18 protein-coding genes and 1 tRNA gene are annotated in these 18910 nt (G+C 40.6%); 17 read left to right on the forward strand and 2 right to left on the reverse strand.

Annotation, left to right across the window (positions count from 1 at the left end):
• The coding region (coaA, locus tag SORDD24_RS11540; protein WP_231082653.1) for a type I pantothenate kinase at positions 1 to 634 on the reverse strand (634 nt) is incomplete at its 3' end.
• Between the two features lie 233 nt (positions 635 to 867).
• On the opposite strand from coaA, the gene SORDD24_RS01890 reads away from it, so the two are divergent.
• The 8 genes from SORDD24_RS01890 to SORDD24_RS01925 all read left to right on the forward strand — a co-directional run bounded on the left by SORDD24_RS01890 (position 868) and on the right by SORDD24_RS01925 (position 8618).
• Positions 868 to 1458: a class I SAM-dependent methyltransferase gene (locus SORDD24_RS01890; RefSeq protein WP_081103484.1), complete on the forward strand. Its 591-nt coding sequence runs from the start codon at positions 868 to 870 to the stop codon at positions 1456 to 1458.
• The gene (locus SORDD24_RS01895; RefSeq protein WP_061406954.1) at positions 1455 to 2732 is read left to right on the forward strand and encodes a pyrimidine-nucleoside phosphorylase; all 1278 of its coding nucleotides are present in this window, start codon (positions 1455 to 1457) and stop codon (positions 2730 to 2732) included. Before SORDD24_RS01890 ends, SORDD24_RS01895 begins: the two co-directional genes overlap by 4 nt.
• A gap of 19 nt (positions 2733 to 2751) precedes the next feature.
• On the forward strand, positions 2752 to 3414 hold the full coding sequence (deoC, locus tag SORDD24_RS01900; protein WP_061406956.1) for a deoxyribose-phosphate aldolase: 663 nt from the start codon (positions 2752 to 2754) through the stop codon (positions 3412 to 3414).
• Positions 3401 to 3790, forward strand: a complete 390-nt coding sequence (locus SORDD24_RS01905) for a cytidine deaminase (RefSeq protein WP_061406959.1) — start codon at positions 3401 to 3403, stop codon at positions 3788 to 3790. The genes deoC and SORDD24_RS01905 overlap by 14 nt, the downstream gene beginning before the upstream one ends.
• Positions 3791 to 3880: 90 nt before the next feature.
• Positions 3881 to 4936, forward strand: a complete 1056-nt coding sequence (locus tag SORDD24_RS01910; protein ID WP_061406961.1) for a BMP family lipoprotein — start codon at positions 3881 to 3883, stop codon at positions 4934 to 4936.
• Positions 4937 to 5072: 136 nt separating this feature from the next.
• Positions 5073 to 6608, forward strand: a complete 1536-nt coding sequence (locus SORDD24_RS01915; RefSeq protein ID WP_061406963.1) for an ABC transporter ATP-binding protein — start codon at positions 5073 to 5075, stop codon at positions 6606 to 6608.
• Positions 6601 to 7659: an ABC transporter permease gene (locus SORDD24_RS01920; RefSeq protein WP_061406965.1), complete on the forward strand. Its 1059-nt coding sequence runs from the start codon at positions 6601 to 6603 to the stop codon at positions 7657 to 7659. The genes SORDD24_RS01915 and SORDD24_RS01920 overlap by 8 nt, the downstream gene beginning before the upstream one ends.
• A 2-nt stretch (positions 7660 to 7661) precedes the next feature.
• Entirely contained in the window at positions 7662 to 8618 is a 957-nt protein-coding gene (locus SORDD24_RS01925; RefSeq protein ID WP_000029141.1) for an ABC transporter permease, read from the forward strand.
• Between the two features lie 33 nt (positions 8619 to 8651).
• On the opposite strand, the gene plsY is transcribed toward SORDD24_RS01925, so the two are convergent.
• On the reverse strand, positions 8652 to 9293 hold the full coding sequence (gene plsY, locus SORDD24_RS01930; protein ID WP_061406966.1) for a glycerol-3-phosphate 1-O-acyltransferase PlsY: 642 nt from the start codon (positions 9291 to 9293) through the stop codon (positions 8652 to 8654).
• A gap of 135 nt (positions 9294 to 9428) precedes the next feature.
• Between plsY and parE the strand changes: the two genes are divergently transcribed.
• The 9 genes from parE to SORDD24_RS01975 all read left to right on the forward strand — a co-directional run bounded on the left by parE (position 9429) and on the right by SORDD24_RS01975 (position 18893).
• Positions 9429 to 11378, forward strand: coding sequence for a DNA topoisomerase IV subunit B (parE, locus tag SORDD24_RS01935; RefSeq protein ID WP_061406968.1), 1950 nt, complete (start codon positions 9429 to 9431; stop codon positions 11376 to 11378).
• A 10-nt stretch (positions 11379 to 11388) separates the two neighbouring features.
• A complete protein-coding gene (locus SORDD24_RS01940) occupies positions 11389 to 12306 on the forward strand; it encodes a hypothetical protein (RefSeq protein ID WP_061406971.1) in 918 nt (305 codons plus the stop codon).
• An 81-nt stretch (positions 12307 to 12387) separates the two neighbouring features.
• The gene (locus tag SORDD24_RS01945) at positions 12388 to 13071 is read left to right on the forward strand and encodes a hypothetical protein (RefSeq protein WP_061406973.1); all 684 of its coding nucleotides are present in this window, start codon (positions 12388 to 12390) and stop codon (positions 13069 to 13071) included.
• 115 nt (positions 13072 to 13186) lie between these two features.
• The gene (locus SORDD24_RS01950) at positions 13187 to 14002 is read left to right on the forward strand and encodes an aminoglycoside 6-adenylyltransferase (protein ID WP_061406975.1); all 816 of its coding nucleotides are present in this window, start codon (positions 13187 to 13189) and stop codon (positions 14000 to 14002) included.
• Between the two features lie 79 nt (positions 14003 to 14081).
• The gene (locus SORDD24_RS01955) at positions 14082 to 14597 is read left to right on the forward strand and encodes a GNAT family N-acetyltransferase (RefSeq protein ID WP_061406977.1); all 516 of its coding nucleotides are present in this window, start codon (positions 14082 to 14084) and stop codon (positions 14595 to 14597) included.
• Between the two features lie 191 nt (positions 14598 to 14788).
• Positions 14789 to 17269 carry a DNA topoisomerase IV subunit A gene (parC, locus tag SORDD24_RS01960; RefSeq protein WP_081103485.1) on the forward strand — a complete coding sequence of 827 codons (2481 nt, stop codon included), beginning with the start codon at positions 14789 to 14791 and terminating at the stop codon, positions 17267 to 17269.
• Positions 17270 to 17382: 113 nt separating this feature from the next.
• Positions 17383 to 18420 (forward strand): branched-chain amino acid aminotransferase, encoded by a 1038-nt coding sequence (locus SORDD24_RS01965; RefSeq protein WP_330997360.1) that lies wholly within the window; start codon positions 17383 to 17385, stop codon positions 18418 to 18420.
• A 112-nt stretch (positions 18421 to 18532) separates the two neighbouring features.
• On the forward strand, positions 18533 to 18763 hold the full coding sequence (locus SORDD24_RS01970; protein WP_000037107.1) for a DUF2969 domain-containing protein: 231 nt from the start codon (positions 18533 to 18535) through the stop codon (positions 18761 to 18763).
• 49 nt (positions 18764 to 18812) lie between these two features.
• Positions 18813 to 18893 (forward strand) — tRNA-Tyr (locus SORDD24_RS01975).
• Positions 18894 to 18910 lie beyond the last annotated feature (17 nt).

Below are 18910 nucleotides of genomic sequence, written 5' to 3' on the forward strand. Positions count from 1 at the left end.
AGTCGGTGATGTAAAGACGCTCATTTTGAGGATTCTGAAAGACATTGATTCCTTCAACAATCACAAAATCTGCAGCCTTAACACGTTGTTTCTCACCAGGAACAATATCATAAACCTCATGAGAATAAACGGGGATATCGACATCCTGGCCATTTTTTAGGCGGTCAAGGAAATTCAGTAAAGCCTCCATGTCATAACTCTCTGGAAAACCTTTGCGATTTAAGATACCTTGGTCAATTAACGTTTGATTGGGATAGAGAAAACCATCAGTCGTCACTAACTCTACAGTAGCGTCAGTCACTGTACGAGACAGAAGGATTTGCAGAAGTCGGCTAGTTGTTGATTTGCCAACGGCAACACTTCCCGAAACTCCGATGATGAAGGGCTGAGATTTACTCTCTCTTTGGAGAAAAATTCCCTTAGAGAAGGCTAAATCCTCTTTGGTGCGTTTGTAAATTTGGATGAGATGAGCTAATGGTAAATAAATATCTGTCACATCTTGTAGGCTGATTTGGTCGTTAAAACTTTTGATTGAGTCTAGTTCTTCTTCCGTCAAGGGAGGGGCTGACTTGCGGTGCAAGGACTGCCAGGTTTCACGGCTGATTTTTTCAAAATGTAAAAATTCGTTGGTCATATTTTTTCCTCGTTCGATATCTTAGTATATCATATTTTTCATCTAAAAAGAGAATGAAATTCGATATCTCTCATTCTGATTTTTGAAAGTTGCTATAAGTTGCTCTAAAAGGTAAAAATAGAGGAAATAATACTGAAATTCTTTAATTATTATTATAACAGATTTAGTTTGTTTGTTGAATTTTAGCTTTGTAAACGATTTTATATTTCCTTAAATTATGGTAAAATAGTTTTATGAGTAAAATGTATTATGCAGAAAATCCTGATGCAGCTCACGATATTCATGACTTGAGAGTAGAGTTGCTGGGACATAAATTGACCTTTTTAACGGACGCAGGTGTCTTTAGTAAAAAGATGATTGACTTTGGTAGTCAGCTTTTACTAAAGTGTCTAGAGGTTGAAAAAGGCGAGCGAGTGCTAGATGTCGGCTGTGGGTACGGTCCCCTTGGTATTACTTTGGTCAAGGCTTACGGAGTCCAAGCAACCATGGTCGATATCAATAATCGTGCTTTGGACTTGGCGCGAAAAAATGCTGAGAGAAACCAAGTTTCAGCAACTATTTTCCAATCCAACATCTATGAGCAAGTTGAAGGGAAATTTGACCATGTCATCTCCAATCCTCCGATTCGTGCGGGCAAGAAAGTTGTTCATGAGATTATCGAAAAGAGTAAGGATTTTCTGGAAGACGATGGCGACTTAACAATCGTTATTCAGAAAAAACAGGGTGCACCTAGTGCAAAAAGCAAGATGGAAGACGTTTTTGGAAATTGTGAAATCATAAAGAAGGACAAGGGGTATTATATCCTTAGGAGTGTGAAATCATGAGAGCAGTTGATTTAATCCAAAAGAAACGAGATGGTCAAGAACTGTCTTCAAGTGAAATTAAGTGGCTAGTAGAAGGCTATGTGGCTGGAACAGTCCCAGACTATCAAATGTCTGCCTTTGCTATGGCAGTTTATTTCAAAGGAATGACCACACGTGAGATTTCTGACCTGACGATGAACATGGTAAAGACGGGGCAAGAGTTTGATTTGTCAGCCATAGAGGGTATCAAAGTAGATAAACACTCGACAGGTGGTGTTGGTGATAAGGTGACCTTGATTTTAGCTCCTTTGGTAGCCAGTTTTGGTGTTCCAGTAGCCAAGATGAGTGGTCGTGGACTAGGACACACTGGTGGAACCTTAGATAAGTTGGAAGCAATCAAGGGCTACCAAGTGGAACGTAGTCAAGAGGATTTCATCAAACAGGTCCAAGATATTGGTGTATCTGTCATTGGTCAGTCTGACCAGCTGGTTAAAGCAGACAAACTTCTCTATGCTCTTCGTGATGTGACAGCGACAGTCGACACTATTCCTTTGATTGCTAGCTCTGTCATGAGTAAGAAAATCGCTGCTGGGGCAGATGCCATTTTGCTAGATGTGACTGTCGGTGAGGGTGCCTTTATGAAGACTGTTGAGGAGGCACGCGAATTGGCTCAAACCATGGTTGATCTTGGAAAGGCTGTTGGAAGAAAGACAGTAGCAGTTATTACCGATATGAGTCAACCCTTGGGTCGAGCTATTGGCAATCGTCTCGAAATTCTAGAAGCAATCGAAATTCTTCAAGGAAAAGGTCGAGAAGATATCAGTCACTTTATCTGTGAACTAGCTCAGATTATGCTTAGTTTAGCAGATGTTGATAAGACGGTAGAAGAAGTAAGTCAACACCTTGAAAATGGGCAAGCCCTTGCCAAATTTGAAGAAATGGTGGCGGCTCAAGGCGGTGATCTAGAAGATCTCTACCGCCCAGTAAATGTTGCCCATGTAGTGGATATCCCGGCTCAAGAGACAGGTGTCATTTCAGCCCTTCCAGCTATGGATTTTGGCCTATATGCCATGCGATTAGGAGCTGGTCGTGCAGTCAAGTCTGATGACTTGGACTATGAAACAGGGATTGTTTTTGAAAAAAAAGTTGGTGACTCAGTTAAAAAAGGAGAAATTGTTGCAAAAGTTTATACAAATGGAAAAATTTCTTCTGAACTAGTTACAGAATTTCAAAAATATGTTAAAATAAATGATGGAGTGCAAAGTTTACGAGAAATTATAGAAATTATCTCATAAAACCAGGGAGAATCCGAATATGAAATTAAATAAATACATTGATCATACGCTTTTAAAACAAGATGCAAGTCAAGAACAAATTGATCGTTTGCTATCTGAAGCGCGTGAGTATGATTTCGCCAGTGTCTGTGTTAACCCGACTTGGGTTGCTTATTCAAAGGCGGGGCTTGAAGGTTCAGATGTAAAGGTTTGTACAGTAGTAGGTTTCCCTTTGGGAGCAACAACTTCTGCTGTGAAAGCTTTTGAAACAAAGGAAGCTGTTCAAAACGGTGCAGATGAGATTGATATGGTTATCAATGTCGGTGCCCTCAAATCAGGAAATCGTGATTTAGTTGAATCGGACATCCGTGCTGTCGTAGAAGCAAGTGGTGACAAGTTGGTGAAAGTCATTATCGAAGCTTGCTTATTGACTGACGATGAAAAGGTTATGGCCTGCCAGCTGTCTCAAAAAGCGGGAGCAGACTTTGTTAAAACATCTACTGGTTTCTCAACTGGAGGAGCAACTCTGCCAGATGTCAAATTAATGCGTCAAACAGTGGGACCTGATATGGGTGTTAAAGCTGCTGGTGGAGCGCGTTCTTACGCAGACGCCCTTGCCTTTGTGGAGGCAGGTGCTACTCGTATTGGAACATCCGCTGGTGTAGCAATCTTAAAAGGGGAATTGGCTGATGGCGACTACTGAGTTAATTGAACTAGCAATTGAAACCAGCAAGAATGCCTACGTGCCCTATTCTCACTTTCCTATTGGAGCTGTCTTAGTTGCCAAGGACGGTAGCATTTATACGGGTGTCAATATCGAGAATGCTAGTTATCCCTTGACTAACTGTGGGGAGCGTACAGCTATCTTTAAAGCAGTCTCTGAGGGGCAACGGGAGTTTTCAGAATTGATTGTCTACGGTCAGACTGAAAAACCTATCTCACCATGCGGTGCTTGTCGCCAAGTTATGGTCGAATTTTTTAAACCAGATCTAAAGGTGACTCTAGTTGCCAAAGATAAAACGACGGTCGAGATGACGGTCGGGGAATTACTTCCATATTCTTTTACAGACTTGCAATAGTCTGTGTCACTCTCTGAGTGGCAAGGGTCCTTGTGACCAATCAATCCATACTTGCAACATCGTTGCGCATCTTATTTAGGAGGTTCAGAAATGAACAAGAAACAATGGCTAGGCCTTGGTCTAGTTGCAGTAGCAGCATTTGGACTTGCTGCATGTGGTAATCGCTCTTCTCGTAACGCAGCTTCATCTTCTTCTGATGTGAAGACTAAAGCAGCTATCGTTACAGATACTGGTGGTGTTGATGATAAATCATTCAACCAATCAGCTTGGGAAGGTCTTCAAGCTTGGGGTAAAGAGCACAACCTTTCTAAAGATAAAGGTTACACTTACTTCCAATCAACAAGTGAAGCGGACTATGCAAACAACTTGCAACAAGCAGCTGGAAATTACAACTTAATCTATGGTATTGGTTTTGCACTTAAAAATGCAGTTGCTGATGCTGCAAAAGAACATACAGATATAAACTATGTTTTGATTGACGATGTGATCAAAGATCAAAAAAATGTTGTAAGTGCTACTTTCGCGGATAACGAAGCAGCATACCTTGCAGGTGTGGCTGCAGCTAAAACTACTAAAACAAAACAAGTTGGTTTTGTAGGTGGTATGGAATCTGAAGTTATTTCTCGCTTCGCAGCTGGTTTCAAAGCTGGTGTTGAGTCAGTTGACCCATCTATCAAAGTACAAGTAGACTACGCTGGTTCATTTGGTGATGCTGCTAAAGGTAAAACAATTGCTGCAGCTCAATACGCTGCAGGTGCAGATGTTATCTACCAAGCAGCTGGTGGTACCGGAGCAGGTGTTTTCTCAGAAGCTAAATCTTTGAATGAAAGCAAAAATGAAAGTGAAAAAGTTTGGGTTATCGGTGTAGACCGTGACCAAGTAGATGAAGGTAAATACACTTCTAAAGATGGTAAAGAAGCTAACTTCGTACTTGCTTCTACTTTGAAACAAGTTGGTACAGCTGTAAAAGACCTTGCCAACAAAGCTGAAAAAGGTGAATTCCCTGGCGGTCAAGTTATCGTTTACTCATTGAAGGATAAAGGTGTTGACTTGGCAGTGACAAACCTTTCAGAAGAAGGTAAAAAAGCTGTTGAAGATGCAAAAGCTAAAATTCTTGACGGAAGCATTAAAGTTCCTGAAAAATAATGGATAAAAGTCATTTCTTAGGAAGCGGCCATCGGTCGCTTCTTTAAGAATTGAGGCAATTTTTGTCTCAATAGAGCTTGTTAATGTGATTAGCAGGTTTTATTGAAATAAAATAAACCTCTGAAAGGAAGAGCATATGGCACACGAAAATGTCATTGAGATGCGTGAGATTACCAAGGTTTTTGGTGAATTTGTCGCTAACGACAAGATTAACCTTGAACTTCGTAAAGGTGAAATCCATGCACTTTTAGGAGAAAATGGAGCGGGTAAATCCACTCTGATGAACATGCTAGCGGGACTTCTTGAACCAACTAGTGGTGAGATTGCGGTGAATGGTCAGGTTGTAAAACTAGACTCACCATCTAAAGCTGCTAGTTTGGGAATCGGAATGGTTCACCAACATTTTATGTTGGTTGAGGCTTTTACAGTAGCTGAGAATATCATTTTAGGGAGTGAAATCACAAAAAATGGTGTGCTAGATATAGCTGGTGCTACTAAAGAAATCAAGGCTCTTTCTGAACGTTATGGTTTGGCAGTGGATCCTGCTGCTAAGGTGGCGGATATTTCCGTTGGTGCCCAACAACGTGTAGAAATCTTGAAAACACTCTATCGTGGTGCTGATATCCTTATCTTTGACGAGCCAACAGCGGTATTAACTCCTTCGGAGATTGATGAGTTGATGGCCATTATGAAAAACCTTGTTAAAGAAGGTAAATCCATCATCTTGATTACCCACAAGTTGGATGAAATCCGTGCAGTCTCTGATCGTGTTACGGTTATCCGTCGAGGAAAATCTATTGAGACTGTTGAGATTGCAGGAGCAACCAATGCAGATTTGGCAGAAATGATGGTTGGACGTTCCGTATCCTTTAAGACAGCCAAACAAGCAGCCCAGCCGAAAGATGTGGTCTTGTCTATCAAAGACCTAGTTGTGAATGAAAACCGTGGCGTACCAGCTGTGAAGAACCTTTCTTTGGATGTTCGTGCTGGTGAAATTGTTGGTATTGCGGGTATTGACGGAAATGGCCAGTCAGAACTGATTCAAGCTATCACAGGTCTTCGTAAAGTTGAGTCTGGTAGCATTGATTTGAAAGGAAAGTCAGTTGTCGGTATGCATCCTCGACAAATTACTGAGATGAGTGTGGGGCACGTTCCAGAAGACCGTCATCGTGATGGTTTGATTTTGGATATGATGATTTCGGAAAACATTGCTCTTCAAACCTATTACAAAGAACCGCTCAGTAAAAATGGTATCTTGAACTATGCCAATATTACTTCTCATGCTAAGAAATTGATGGAAGAATTTGACGTTCGTGCTGCTAGTGAGTTTGTTCCAGCAGCAGCTCTCTCAGGGGGAAATCAACAAAAGGCCATTATCGCCCGTGAGATTACCCGTGACCCTGATCTCCTCATTGTTAGCCAACCAACACGTGGTTTGGACGTTGGTGCCATTGAGTACATTCACAAACGCTTGATTGAAGCCCGTGATAATGGCAAGGCTGTCCTTGTTGTCAGCTTTGAATTGGATGAGATTTTGAATGTCTCTGACCGCATCGCTGTTATCCACGATGGGAAGATTCAAGGTGTTGTGACACCAGAAACAACCAATAAACAAGAACTTGGTGTCTTGATGGCTGGCGGAAGCTTGGGAAAGGAGAAGAGTGATGTCTAAAAAATTACAACAAATTTCGGTTCCCTTGATTTCTGTATTCTTAGGAATCCTGCTTGGAGCTATTGTCATGTGGATTTTCGGCTACGATGCTATTTGGGGTTATGAGGAATTATTCTACACAGCCTTTGGTAGTCTTCGTGGAGTAGGTGAAATTTTCCGTGCCATGGGGCCTCTAGTCTTGATTGGTCTTGGTTTTGCTGTTGCCAGTCGTGCAGGTTTCTTTAACGTCGGTTTGCCAGGTCAAGCTCTTGCAGGTTGGATCCTCAGTGGTTGGTTTGCCTTGTCAAATCCTGATATGCCACGTCTCATCTTGATTCCATTAACAGTGATTATCGCTTTGATTGCAGGTGGAATTGTTGGTGCCATTCCAGGTGTCCTCAGAGCCTATCTGGGTACGTCAGAAGTTATCGTGACCATCATGATGAACTACATTGTACTGTATGTAGGAAATGCCTTTATTCATGCCTTCCCTAAAGATATCATGCAAAGTACAGACTCAACGATTCGTGTCAGTGCAAATGCAACCTACCAGACGCAATGGTTGTCTGAGTTGACTGGAAATTCACGTATGAATATCGGGATTTTCTTTGCAATCATTGCTGTGGGAGTCATCTGGTTCTTGCTCAAGAAAACAACTCTCGGTTTTGAAATTCGTGCAGTTGGTCTTAACCCAAATGCTTCTGAATACGCAGGTATCTCTGCAAAACGTACAATCATTCTTTCGATGATTATCTCAGGAGCATTGGCAGGTTTAGGTGGAGCAGTCGAAGGTCTAGGAACTTTCCAAAACGTATATGTCCAAGGATCTTCATTGGCTATCGGATTTAATGGTATGGCAGTTAGTCTACTAGCTTCAAATTCACCAATTGGAATTCTATTTGCAGCCTTTCTATTTGGTGTTCTCCAAGTTGGAGCACCTGGTATGAATGCGGCGCAAGTACCATCAGAGCTTGTTAGTATCGTAACAGCATCAATTATCTTCTTTGTCAGCGTTCACTACCTAATCGAGCGCTTTGTCAAACCTAAAAAACAAGTAAAAGGAGGTAAGTAAGTATGTCTATTACAACAATGCTAACCCTCTTGGTATCATCCATGTTGATTTATTCAGCACCGCTTGTATTTACAAGTATCGGAGGCGTTTTCTCTGAACGTGCTGGTGTTGTCAATGTCGGTCTTGAAGGAATTATGGTTATGGGTGCTTTTTCTGGAGTAGTCTTTAACCTTGAATTTGCAGAACAACTTGGAGCTGTAACTCCATGGATATCTTTATTAGTTGGGGGACTTGTTGGAGCAATCTTCTCCATCATTCACGCAGCAGCCACTGTTCACTTCCGTGCGGACCATGTTGTCAGTGGTACGGTATTGAACTTGATGGCGCCCGCTTTAGCAGTCTTTTTGGTCAAGGTTCTTTATAACAAAGGACAAACGGATAATCTAACCCAGACTTTTGGACGTTTTGATTTCCCAGTCTTGGCCAATATCCCAGTGATTGGAGATATCTTCTTCAAGTCAACAAGTCTTCTAGGCTACTTAGCCATTGCCTTCTCATTCCTTGCTTGGTTTATCCTCTTCAAAACCCGCTTTGGTCTTCGACTTCGCTCGGTTGGTGAACACCCTCAAGCAGCGGACACCTTGGGAATTAACGTCTACAAGATGCGATATCTTGGAGTTATCATTTCAGGATTCCTTGGTGGAATTGGGGGAGCTATCTACGCTCAATCAATTTCTGTCAACTTCTCAGTGACAACTATTGTCGGTCCTGGATTTATCGCTCTTGCGGCTATGATTTTTGGTAAATGGAATCCAATCGGTGCTATGCTTTCAAGTCTCTTCTTTGGACTCTCTCAAAGTTTGGCCGTTATTGGATCTCAACTTCCTTTCTTGCAAGGAGTTCCTACGGTATACCTTCAAATCGCGCCTTATGTCTTGACAATTCTTGTCTTGGCAGCCTTCTTCGGAAAAGCAGTTGCTCCTAAGGCAGATGGTATCAACTACATCAAATCAAAATAAGCATACAAAAAAACGTCAGTTTAAACTGGCGTTTTACTTTTTAGGATTTTGATGTGTTAAGTTTAGTCCCCAAGGAACGAGGTTTTCAGTTTTGTTTTTGATGCGAGTGATATTATCCTTGTGACGAATGATAATTAAGCTAGCAAGAGCTAAAATAATTACGATAAAAAGAAGGTCATAGCTACTTAAGATAAAGCCAAATAGTGGAAAAATCAGAACTCCAATAACAGCAGCGATAGAAGCAGTAACGCTAGACAGTGAAATCATACTACCTAGATAGAGGCTTCCAAAGAATACGATTGCTAGATAGAGACAGAAAACAGGCGCAAATCCGAAAACAACCCCAGCACTGGTTGCGACAGCCTTGCCCCCTTTAAATCCTGCAAAGATAGGAAAGGTATGTCCAATCACAGCCAAAAGTCCAAAGACAAGAGGTGATACACCTTGTTGGTGGAAAAGAATAGGAAGTAGAGTGGCTAAGGTCCCTTTAAAGAAGTCAATCACAAAGGTTGCCATACCTGCCTTCTTACCTAAAATACGGAAAGTATTGGTCGTTCCAGTATTTCCAGAACCGTGTTCACGCAGATTTGTTTGAAAGAAAACTTGTCCAATCCAGAGACCAGACGGAATCGAACCTAGCAAATAAGCTAGTATTAATAATACAAATGTCATCATAGACCTATTATACCATGAAATGGTATAGAAAGTCAGAGAATATCCTGTGAAATTGTGACGGCTGAATGGGAAAAATTTTGCAAAATCCCTAGAAAACCTGTAAAATAGAAAAGATGAACGAATAGGAGGTTCCTTGTGTCAAAAAAGGAAATCAATATTAATAACTACAATGATGATGCCATTCAGGTGCTAGAAGGGTTGGATGCGGTCCGTAAACGTCCGGGGATGTATATTGGTTCGACCGACGGTGCAGGTCTCCATCACCTAGTCTGGGAAATTGTGGACAATGCAGTCGATGAGGCCTTGTCTGGATTTGGTGATCGCATTGATGTGACCATCAATAAAGACGGCAGTCTAACCGTTCAAGACCATGGTCGAGGGATGCCGACTGGGATGCACGCCATGGGAATTCCAACTGTTGAAGTTATCTTTACCATTCTCCACGCCGGAGGAAAATTCGGTCAAGGTGGTTATAAGACATCTGGTGGTCTCCACGGAGTGGGATCTTCAGTCGTTAATGCCCTTTCTAGTTGGTTGGAAGTTGAAATTACCCGTGACGGTACAGTCTACAAGCAACGATTTGAAAATGGTGGTAAGCCAGTAACAACTCTTCAAAAGGTTGGGACAGCTGCTAAGTCTAAGACAGGTACCAAGGTTACCTTCATGCCTGACGCGACGATTTTTTCTACGACTGACTTCAAGTACAATACCATTTCAGAACGACTCAATGAGTCAGCCTTTCTCTTAAAAAATGTTACCTTGTCTTTGACAGATAAGCGAACAGATGAAGCAATCGAGTTCCATTATGAGAACGGGGTTCAGGACTTTGTTTCTTACCTCAATGAAGACAAGGAAACCTTGACGCCAGTCCTATACTTTGAAGGCGAAGACAATGGTTTCCAAGTGGAGGTTGCTCTCCAGTACAATGATGGATTTTCAGATAACATTCTATCCTTTGTCAATAACGTTCGCACCAAGGACGGTGGAACACATGAGACAGGGCTCAAGTCAGCCATTACTAAGGTCATGAATGACTACGCGCGTAAGACTGGGCTCCTCAAGGAAAAAGATAAAAATCTTGAAGGGTCAGATTACCGTGAAGGACTAGCAGCTGTTCTTTCTATTCTGGTTCCTGAAGAACACCTCCAGTTTGAAGGTCAGACCAAGGATAAACTAGGGAGTCCTCTGGCTCGTCCAGTTGTGGATGGGATTGTGGCTGATAAGTTGACCTTCTTCCTAATGGAAAATGGTGAATTGGCATCCAATCTTATTCGCAAGGCTATCAAGGCGCGTGACGCGCGAGAGGCAGCCCGCAAGGCGCGTGATGAGAGCCGAAATGGTAAGAAAAATAAGAAAGACAAGGGCTTGTTGTCGGGGAAATTGACTCCAGCTCAGTCTAAAAACCCTGCCAAGAATGAACTCTATCTGGTCGAGGGTGATTCTGCCGGTGGATCTGCCAAACAAGGTCGTGACAGCAAGTTTCAGGCTATTTTGCCTCTTCGTGGTAAGGTCATCAATACAGCCAAGGCCAAGATGGCAGATATCCTCAAAAACGAAGAAATCAATACCATGATTTATACCATCGGTGCTGGTGTAGGGGCAGATTTCTCTCTTGAAGATGCCAACTATGACAAAATCATTATCATGACCGATGCGGATACCGACGGTGCCCATATCCAGACCTTGCTCTTGACATTTTTCTACCGCTACATGCGTCCGCTAGTCGAGGCAGGCCATGTCTATATCGCCCTTCCGCCTCTTTACAAGATGTCCAAAGGCAAAGGCAAGAAAGAAGAAGTGGCCTATGCTTGGACGGACGGAGAGCTAGAAGAACTCCGCAAGCAGTTCGGTAAAGGTGCTACCCTCCAACGCTACAAGGGACTTGGTGAAATGAATGCCGATCAGCTCTGGGAGACGACTATGAATCCTGAAACCCGTACCCTTATCCGTGTTACGATCGAAGACCTAGCACGCGCTGAACGTCGCGTCAATGTCCTCATGGGTGATAAGGTCGAACCGCGCCGTAAGTGGATTGAGGATAATGTCAAGTTTACGCTGGAAGAGAGTGGGGAGATGGTGTTTTGAGGTGAATAGCATGAGTGCTTTGTCACAAAGAGAGAAAGAGACATTAATAAATAATATTAAAAATTATCAAGATTTGAGAGTTTTATCATTTGATAAAGATTTTAAAAATCGAGAAAAGTTGATTTATGATAGTTCAACAACATCAGTTTTTGGGATTATTGTTTGCTTATTTGTTTTTATATTACTTAGTCATATTTTTGAATTGTTTGAAAATGAGATTACAAAAAATATTTTCTTCATATTTGCATCGATAGTTATACTTGGCTTTTTTTACTTCGTTTTTGAATTTCTTAATAAATTTTTTCTAGCTAAAATTAAGAAATTTATTTTTATCGTAATCCCATTTGAATTTTTGATATTTTTTAGCTCATTATGGTTATTTCCATATCTGAAAAACGGCAACTGGATGTATTGTAATGCTAGACTGAATATAGTTGTGTTTTTATTTAGTATGGTATTTACAGGTCTTCAGTTTTGGAGACTGTTTAAGCATTTCCCAAATTATTTGATTGAATCACTAAATACTCTTATTGTTCCTTTACTTGCAATAACGTCAATTCTAACATTGATTTTTAGTCCAGACATTATTAAACCTGAAGGTATGCTAGAGCTTGTTGTTAGCTGGGGGATAATTCTATTTACTTTGACGGTAACTTTACTGCAAATGTATTTTGAAGTTAAAAGTTCTAAAAATAAAGAAATAGCACAACAAATTTTCCAAGAGCAGCTTCTTAAAAATGAGAATAGTATTGATTATAATAGAATAGTAGAATGTTATTATTATGGTGGTGAGAAATATAAAGAGAAGTTGCTGAGTACGGAGAAATTTTTGGTTATTATTGTTAAAAATGAGTTGAAATCACTAAAAGATTTGAAAACTTATGATAATTATCGTCTTTATAAAGCGATTAGAGCAAGAAATATATAAAGTCAATTTCTACAATTAAACAACTCGGTTATCGATGAACCATATTTTAAATTTAACCATAGTATTCACAAGGATTATAATATGAATGTTGAAATGTTTGAGGAATTGATTAAAGCGATTGATTCAACTGATTGGATTTCCAATTGGATTCAAATAGGTATAGGTGCTTTTTCAATTCTAATACCTATAATTTACGCAACTTGGATTTCAAAAAAAGATACTAAAGAAATTGATGAACGACAACGAAAGCTAGAAATTATTCAATCTTCAATCGCGAAAAATATAGTAGAACTGACAAGTCAACAAAAGCAACTATCAGAAACTCAAAAAAAGGTTGAAGAGAGTTTAAGAGAACTTAAAGAAATGGCTCAACAATCAAAGAAGTCAAATCTATTAAAATTACAAAGTGATTTCCCAATATTCTATAGAGCACTAGATGATTTTGAATGGGAATATAACAAACTTTTGAATTCTATTAATGATTTTAATTCTAAAAAGAATTTATCTTCTAATATTAAAGATGAAATAGGTGAAATATTCGCAGCAATTGAGGATTTAATTGAATCAGAAATTAATCATCTGAATACTGAAGAAGTTCCGCCGTTGGTTCTAGCTTATTTTAACAAACTATTAAGAGCAGTAAACTCTTTATCAAAATATTTTTCGACAAACTTTGACGATGTTCAATGTACTAACTTTATAATTGATGATTTTTTAAGAATAAAGAAAGCTAGAGAAGAATTACTTGTTTTTGTATATAATTGAAGATCTTTAGATAATTTAGTTTTATAGAGCTTGTATAGTTTTTCTAACTTTTTAAATCTTAAAAACTGTTCGATATAATAAACCTGTTACCTTATAGAAAAAGAGGGGGAAACACATGAGAACTGAAACAGAAATGCTCGATGTGATTTTACAGACTGCAAAAACTTTACAAGTTGAGGCTGTCGCCATGTCCGGTTCACGAACTGATACAAAAGCACCAAAAGACGAGTTTCAGGATTACGACGTGGTCTATGTCGTGGACGACTTAGATAATCTGACGAGGGATCTTTCTTGGTTAGACCAGTTTGGCACTCGTATCATTGAGCAGCATAATATCCTAGGCAACCGTCGACTTTATCTGATGCTATTTGAAGATGGTAACCGTATTGATTTGACTTTATGTCCTAAAGAGTATATCAAGGAGTGGGTAGAAAGCGAAGCGGATTTCACGGTGCTAGAGGACACTAAGGGCTTGTTTGCGCCATATTCTCCAAGTTCACAACGTTACTGGACGAATCCAGCTAGTCAGACAGATTTCGAAAAAGCCTGCAATGAATTTTGGTGGGTGTCAGCCTACGTGGTCAAGGGAATCTGTCGCGAGCAAGTCATTTATGCAACGGACCATCTTTACGGTATTTGCCAGCAAGAACTCTTGAAGGTCTTGGCTTGGCAGGTAGCAAGTGATAGAGGAACTGTTGATATCGGCAAGAACTATAAATATCTCTTTAACTATCTACCTGCTGAGAAAGAGAAAGAATTCTCTGTTGTGCTTGATTTTTCAAGTATAGATAAAATCACTCAGTCTTTGTTTGCTACGATGCAACTTTTCCACCAAGAAGCTCATACTTTCTCTGTCAAGACTGGTTTTCCTTATGATAAAGAAACTGCAGAAAAAATGATTCGGTACGCTAAAGAGAGACTTAGACTCTAAATTTCGCTATGCAACTTTAGGTTCGCTGGTCTCATACACTATTTCAGCTAGCTATTACAAAAGAGAAAGGCAATCAGTCATGAAGCATAACAAACAGTCTATTACACTTCGTGAAGCACGCGAAAATGATAAAGAAATTTTTGTCGAACTGACATCTGCACTAAGCCGATTCAATAGGCAACACCATGATGAAAAATCAACATACGATGATTATTCGCAGGTTCTTGAAGCTATTAAAAGCCAGGCACTAAAAACATTTGAAAATAGAGATGATGGACGAACACACATTATTTTAGCTGAAAATCATCAAGATATTGTAGGTTATGGCTTGGCAAGGGTATATGATGAAGACGCAACTGCGGATAATGGAACAGGTCAAATAGGACTGATTGATGAACTGTTTGTCAGCGGCTCTGTTAGAGGGAAAGGAATTGGGTATATGTTGTTGGACGACTGTATGGAGTGGCTGAAGAAAACTAATATCCAGCGTGTTAAACTTCATGCTTACTCGTGGAATGATAGTGCAAAGTGCATTTACGAGCGCAAGGGATTTAAAGCCTACGCTATTTCCTATGAAAAATGGCTAGAAGAATAGATAACAGTTAGTTATGAGAAACTAAAATCCCTAGACCTTTCATCTTTTCTCTATTTAAAACCTACTCTACATTCTTTGAAAGGAGTTGAACACGCCCTAAATACTGTGTGAAAAAGATAAATTCTCTTGTGAGCATCGCTCACTGCAAGAGTTTCCTATTTTCACTTTGCATTTTACGGGCTTAGTATCCTATGTCTAACATTCAAAATATGTCCCTTGAGGACATCATGGGAGAGCGCTTTGGTCGCTACTCCAAGTACATTATTCAAGACCGGGCTTTGCCAGATATTCGTGATGGATTGAAGCCGGTTCAACGTCGCATTCTTTATTCGATGAATAAAGATGGCAATACCTTTGACAAGAGCTACCGTAAGTCGGCCAAGTCTGTCGGGAATATCATGGGGAATTTCCACCCACACGGTGATAGTTCTATCTATGATGCCATGGTTCGTATGTCTCAGGATTGGAAAAATCGTGAGATTCTAGTTGAAATGCATGGTAATAACGGTTCTATGGACGGAGATCCGCCTGCGGCGATGCGTTATACCGAGGCGCGTTTGTCTGAGATTGCTGGTTACCTTCTTCAAGATATCGAGAAAAAGACAGTTCCTTTTGCCTGGAACTTTGACGATACCGAGAAAGAGCCAACTGTTTTGCCAGCAGCCTTTCCAAACCTTTTGGTCAATGGTTCGACTGGGATTTCGGCTGGTTATGCCACTGACATTCCTCCCCATAATTTGGCTGAAGTTATTGATGCGACGGTTTACATGATTGACCACCCGAATGCCAAGGTGGATAAGTTGATGGAATTTTTGCCTGGACCAGATTTCCCGACTGGAGGGATTATCCAAGGCCGTGACGAGATCAAAAAAGCCTATGAAACTGGAAAAGGGCGCGTGGTCGTTCGTTCAAAGACTGAGATTGAAAAGCTTAAAGGTGGTAAGGAACAAATCGTTGTTACCGAGATTCCTTATGAAATCAATAAAGCCAATCTGGTTAAAAAAATTGATGATGTTCGTGTCAATAACAAAGTAGCAGGGATTGCTGAGGTTCGTGATGAGTCTGACCGTGATGGTCTTCGTATCGCTATCGAACTCAAGAAAGACGCCAATACCGAGCTCGTTCTTAACTATCTCTTTAAGTACACTGACCTGCAAATCAACTACAACTTTAACATGGTGGCGATTGACAATTTCACGCCTCGTCAGGTCGGGATTGTCCCAATCTTGTCTAGCTATATCGCCCACCGTCGTGAAGTGATTTTGGCGCGTTCCCGCTTTGACAAGGAAAAGGCTGAGAAACGTCTCCATATCGTCGAAGGTTTGATTCACGTGATTTCTATTTTGGATGAAGTCATTGCTCTTATCCGTGCTTCTGAAAATAAGGCTGACGCCAAGGAAAACCTCAAGGTCAGCTATGAATTTACAGAGGAGCAGGCAGAGGCTATCGTAACCTTGCAACTGTATCGTTTGACCAATACAGACGTGGTTGTCTTGCAGGAAGAAGAAGCAGAGCTTCGTGAAAAAATTGCCATGCTTGCGGCCATTATCGGTGATGAACGCACCATGTATAATCTCATGAAGAAAGAACTTCGTGAGGTCAAGAAGAAATTTGCAACTCCGCGTTTGAGTTCTCTAGAAGATACTGCGAAAGCAATCGAGATTGATACAGCTAGTCTGATCGCCGAGGAAGACACCTATGTTAGCGTGACCAAGGCAGGTTACATTAAGCGTACCAGCCCACGTTCCTTTGCAGCTTCCACTTTGGAAGAAATTGGCAAGCGTGATGATGATCGTTTAATCTTTGTTCAATCTGCCAAGACAACCCAGCACCTCTTGATGTTCACTACTCTTGGGAATGTCATTTATCGACCAATTCATGAATTGGCAGATATTCGTTGGAAGGATATCGGAGAGCATCTGAGCCAAACCATTACCAACTTTGAAACCAATGAAGAAGTACTTTACGTAGAAGTGGTAGATCAGTTTGATGATGCGACAACCTACTTTGCAGCTACTCGTCTCGGTCAAATCAAACGCGTAGAACGTAAAGAATTCACCCCATGGAGAACCTATAAGTCGAAATCAGTCAAGTACGCTAAACTCAAAGACGAGACTGATCAAATTGTAGCAGTAGCTCCAATCAAACTGGATGATGTACTCTTGATTAGTCAAAATGGTTATGCCCTTCGTTTCAATATCGAAGAGGTTCCCGTTGTCGGTGCCAAGGCTGCAGGTGTCAAGGCCATGAACCTGAAAGCAGATGATGTGCTTCAGGCAGCATTTATCTGTAACACCTCATCCTTCTACCTCTTGACCCAACGCGGTAGTTTAAAACGTGTTTCTATTGATGAAATTCCAGCAACCAGCCGTGCCAAACGAGGACTACAAGTCTTGCGTGAGTTGAAAAACAAACCGCACCGTGTCTTCTTGGCTGGATCAGTTTCAGAGCAAGGATTCGTTGGTGATCTTTTTAGTACAGAAGTGGAAGAGAACGACCAAACACTGCTTGTTCAATCTAACAAGGGGACAATCTATGAGAGTCGATTGCAAGATTTGAACTTGTCAGAACGCACTAGCAACGGAAGCTTTATATCAGACACCATTTCAGATGAAGAAGTTTTTGATGCTTACCTGAAAGAAGTCTTGAAAGAGGAAAAAGCAAATCTGTAAAGAAACAGTCCAAGTGACTGATTTCTTTTTGTTGAGAAAATTTTCAGAAAATTACAAATACTACTTGAAATTTTAGTAGAAAAGTGTAGAATAGAACACATAGTTTGAATAGTATAAAGGAGAAACACATGACAGTTGCAATTGATTGGGAAAATCTTGGCTTTGCTTATATGAAATTACCTTATCGTTATATCGCTCATTACAAAAATGGTCAATGGGATCAAGGAGAGTTGACAGAAGATGCAACTTTGCATATTTCAGAGTCTTCTCCAAGTCTCCACTATGGACAGCAAGCATTTGAAGGATTGAAAGCCTATCGTACGAAGGATGGCAGTATTCAACTTTTCCGTCCTGATGAAAATGCAAAGCGTTTGCAACGTACCTGCGACCGTCTTTTGATGCCTCAAGTCCCAACTGAGATGTTTGTAGAAGCTTGTAAAGCGGTTGTTCGTGCCAATGAAGATTATGTACCACCATACGGAACGGGTGGAACCCTCTATCTCCGTCCGCTTTTGATTGGTGTTGGAGACATCATCGGAGTAAAACCTGCAGAGGAGTACATTTTCACTATCTTTGCCATGCCAGTTGGCAACTACTTCAAAGGCGGCTTGGTTCCAACTAATTTCTTGATTCAAGATGAATTTGACCGAGCAGCCCCACATGGTACAGGAGCTGCCAAGGTAGGCGGTAACTACGCTGCCAGTCTTCTACCAGGTAAAATGGCAAAATCACGTAATTTTTCAGATGTTATCTACCTAGATCCAGCTACCCACACCAAGATTGAGGAAGTCGGATCAGCCAACTTCTTTGGAATTACAGCGAACAACGAATTTGTTACGCCATTAAGCCCATCTATCTTACCATCTATTACCAAGTACTCATTGCTTTACTTGGCTGAACACCGCTTGGGCTTGACACCGATCGAAGGTGATGTTCCAATTGATAATTTGGATCGTTTTGTAGAGGCAGGTGCTTGTGGAACAGCAGCAGTCATCTCTCCAATTGGGGGCATCCAACATGATGATGAATTCCATGTTTTCTATAGTGAAACAGAAGTAGGTCCTGTAACACGTAAACTCTATGATGAATTGACCGGTATCCAATTCGGTGATGTTGAAGCACCAGAGGGATGGATTGTCAAAGTGGACTAAATAACACAAAGTAAAGAGAAACTCCATACAGTTGTAAGGGCTGAAATGGAGTTTTTTTCTTGCTAGTTTGCGCATTTTCTTGTACAATAGAAAAAGTGAAAAGAGGTAAAGTATGAGTAAAAAAGATAAGAAAATTGAAATTCAATTAACAGATGCAAAAGTGACTGTTGGAAAAGACAGTTATGAAGGTTACGTTTTGACGATTGGGAAAAAGGTCATTGGTGAAATTGCCGAATTAGATAGCCAATTTGCCATCATAAAGAATGGAAATGTCGATAGTTTTTATAAAAAACTTGAAAAAGCTGTGGAAATTTTGATTGAAAACTATAATTTGACAAAATAATACTTGTTTTATTGAAAATTTCATGATATAATAGTTCTCGTTAAACATTGGAGAGATAGCGAAGAGGCTAAACGCGGCGGACTGTAAATCCGCTCCTTCGGGTTCGGGGGTTCGAATCCCTCTCTCTCCATTCATCAATGGGGTATA

The organism is Streptococcus oralis, assembly GCF_001579175.1.
Classification (GTDB): Bacteria; Bacillota; Bacilli; order Lactobacillales; family Streptococcaceae; genus Streptococcus; species Streptococcus oralis_O.

Bases quoted from the DNA above. Each gene is read 5' to 3' on its own strand.
- SORDD24_RS01890 (WP_081103484.1), top strand. From the start codon at position 868: ATGAGTAAAATGTATTATGCAGAAAATCCTGATGCAGCTCACGATATT.
- SORDD24_RS01895 (WP_061406954.1), top strand. From the start codon at position 1,455: ATGAGAGCAGTTGATTTAATCCAAAAGAAACGAGATGGTCAAGAACTG.
- deoC (WP_061406956.1), top strand. From the start codon at position 2,752: ATGAAATTAAATAAATACATTGATCATACGCTTTTAAAACAAGATGCA.
- SORDD24_RS01905 (WP_061406959.1), top strand. From the start codon at position 3,401: ATGGCGACTACTGAGTTAATTGAACTAGCAATTGAAACCAGCAAGAAT.
- SORDD24_RS01910 (WP_061406961.1), top strand. From the start codon at position 3,881: ATGAACAAGAAACAATGGCTAGGCCTTGGTCTAGTTGCAGTAGCAGCA.
- SORDD24_RS01915 (WP_061406963.1), top strand. From the start codon at position 5,073: ATGGCACACGAAAATGTCATTGAGATGCGTGAGATTACCAAGGTTTTT.
- SORDD24_RS01920 (WP_061406965.1), top strand. From the start codon at position 6,601: ATGTCTAAAAAATTACAACAAATTTCGGTTCCCTTGATTTCTGTATTC.
- SORDD24_RS01925 (WP_000029141.1), top strand. From the start codon at position 7,662: ATGTCTATTACAACAATGCTAACCCTCTTGGTATCATCCATGTTGATT.
- plsY (WP_061406966.1), bottom strand. From the start codon at position 9,293: ATGATGACATTTGTATTATTAATACTAGCTTATTTGCTAGGTTCGATT.
- SORDD24_RS01940 (WP_061406971.1), top strand. From the start codon at position 11,389: ATGAGTGCTTTGTCACAAAGAGAGAAAGAGACATTAATAAATAATATT.
- SORDD24_RS01945 (WP_061406973.1), top strand. From the start codon at position 12,388: ATGAATGTTGAAATGTTTGAGGAATTGATTAAAGCGATTGATTCAACT.
- SORDD24_RS01950 (WP_061406975.1), top strand. From the start codon at position 13,187: ATGAGAACTGAAACAGAAATGCTCGATGTGATTTTACAGACTGCAAAA.
- SORDD24_RS01955 (WP_061406977.1), top strand. From the start codon at position 14,082: ATGAAGCATAACAAACAGTCTATTACACTTCGTGAAGCACGCGAAAAT.
- parC (WP_081103485.1), top strand. From the start codon at position 14,789: ATGTCTAACATTCAAAATATGTCCCTTGAGGACATCATGGGAGAGCGC.
- SORDD24_RS01970 (WP_000037107.1), top strand. From the start codon at position 18,533: ATGAGTAAAAAAGATAAGAAAATTGAAATTCAATTAACAGATGCAAAA.